Raw genomic sequence first — 2,428 nt, 5'->3', positions numbered from 1 at the left:
CTCCGAGACGGATCCCGAGTAGTGCGGGGCACGTGAAACCCCGTATGAATCCGGCAGGACCATCTGCTAAGGCTAAATACTCCCTGGCGACCGATAGTGAAACAGTACCGTGAGGGAAAGGTGAAAAGCACCCCGGAAGGGGAGTGAAAGAGTACCTGAAACCGTGTGCTTACAAGAAGTCAGAGCCCAATTTAGGGGTGATGGCGTGCCTTTTGTAGAATGAACCGGCGAGTTACGTTTAACATGCAAGGTTAAGTCGAGAAGACGGAGCCGCAGCGAAAGCGAGTCTGAATAGGGCGAATGAGTATGTGGACGTAGACCCGAAACCGTGTGATCTACCCCTGTCCAGGGTGAAGGTGCGGTAACACGCACTGGAGGCCCGAACCCACGTACGTTGAAAAGTGCGGGGATGAGGTGGGGGTAGCGGAGAAATTCCAATCGAACTCGGAGATAGCTGGTTCTCCCCGAAATAGCTTTAGGGCTAGCCTCGGAAGTACAGTCATGGAGGTAGAGCACTGATTGGGTGCGGGGCCCGCAAGGGTTACCAAGCTCAGTCAAACTCCGAATGCCATCGACTGCTTATCCGGGAGTCAGACCGTGAGTGCTAAGATCCATGGTCAAAAGGGAAACAGCCCAGACCATCAGCTAAGGTCCCCAAGTGTGTGTTAAGTGGGAAAGGATGTGGAGTTGCACAGACAACCAGGATGTTGGCTTAGAAGCAGCCACCATTGAAAGAGTGCGTAATAGCTCACTGGTCGAGTGACTCTGCGCCGAAAATGTAACGGGGCTAAACACACCACCGAAGCTATGGCTTGATGCGTAAAGCGTCAGGGGTAGGGGAGCGTTGTATGCAGATTGAAGCTTGACCGGAAGGACAGGTGGACCGCATACAAGTGAGAATGCCGGTATAAGTAACGAAAAGATCAGTGAGAATCTGATCCGCCGAAAGCCCAAGGTTTCCTGAGGAAGGCTCGTCCGCTCAGGGTAAGTCGGGACCTAAGGCGAGGCCGAAAGGCGTAGTCGAAGGACAACAGGTTGAAATTCCTGTACCACCGTAATCCGTTATGAGCGATGGGGGGACGCAGGAGGGTAGTGACGCGGACTGATGGATGTCCGTCTAAGCAGCGAGGCTGGTGTGCAGGCAAATCCGCACACTGATAAGGCTGGGCTGTGATGGGGAGCGAAAATTACAGTAGCGAAGGTCATGATCTCACACTGCCAAGAAAAGCCTCTAGCCAGGAGAAGGTGCCCGTACCGCAAACCGACACAGGTAGGCGAGAAGAGAATTCTAAGGCGCGCGGAAGAACTCTCGTTAAGGAACTCGGCAAAATGACCCCGTAACTTCGGGAGAAGGGGTGCCTCGGTAGGGTGAATAGCCCGAGGGGGCCGCAGTGAAAAGGCCCAAGCGACTGTTTAGCAAAAACACAGGTCTGTGCGAAGCCGCAAGGCGAAGTATACGGGCTGACGCCTGCCCGGTGCTGGAAGGTTAAGGGGAGCGGTTAGGGGCAACCCGAAGCTGTGAACCGAAGCCCCAGTAAACGGCGGCCGTAACTATAACGGTCCTAAGGTAGCGAAATTCCTTGTCAGGTAAATTCTGACCCGCACGAATGGCGTAACGACTTGGGCGCTGTCTCAACGAGAGATCCGGTGAAATTTTAATACCTGTGAAGATGCAGGTTACCCGCGACAAGACGGAAAGACCCCATGGAGCTTTACTGCAGCTTGATATTGAATTTGGGTACGATCTGTACAGGATAGGTGGGAGCCGTAGAAGCGGGAGCGCAAGCTTCCGTGGAGGCGCCGTTGGGATACCACCCTGATCGTATCTAGGTTCTAACCTGGTACCCTAAGCGGGTACAGGGACCGTGTCAGGCGGGCAGTTTGACTGGGGCGGTCGCCTCCTAAAGTGTAACGGAGGCGTCCCAAGGTTCCCTCAGAATGGTTGGAAATCATTCGAAGAGTGCAAAGGCAGAAGGGAGCTTGACTGCGAGACCAACAAGTCGAGCAGGGACGAAAGTCGGGCTTAGTGATCCGGTGGTACCGCATGGAAGGGCCATCGCTCAACGGATAAAAGCTACCCTGGGGATAACAGGCTTATCTCCCCCAAGAGTCCACATCGACGGGGAGGTTTGGCACCTCGATGTCGGCTCATCGCATCCTGGGGCTGAAGTAGGTCCCAAGGGTTGGGCTGTTCGCCCATTAAAGCGGTACGCGAGCTGGGTTCAGAACGTCGTGAGACAGTTCGGTCCCTATCTGTCGTGGGCGCAGGAAATTTGAGAGGAGCTGTCCTTAGTACGAGAGGACCGGGATGGACGTACCGCTGGTGCACCAGTTGTTCCGCCAGGAGCACGGCTGGGTAGCTATGTACGGACGGGATAAGCGCTGAAAGCATCTAAGCGTGAAGCCCCCCTCAAGATGAGATTTCCCA

General features: G+C 54.9%; 1 rRNA gene. It reads left to right on the top strand.

Going from position 1 to position 2,428, the window contains the following annotated elements:
- Positions 1 to 2,428, top strand: a 23S ribosomal RNA gene (locus RBI05_RS19190); the annotation flags it as partial.

The organism is Paenibacillus glufosinatiresistens (assembly GCF_031470375.1).
GTDB classification, from domain to species: Bacteria; Bacillota; Bacilli; order Paenibacillales; family Paenibacillaceae; genus Paenibacillus_AQ; species Paenibacillus_AQ glufosinatiresistens.
The sequence above is the reverse complement of the archived record's forward strand: the minus strand, read 5'-3'. Positions and strand labels throughout refer to the sequence as shown.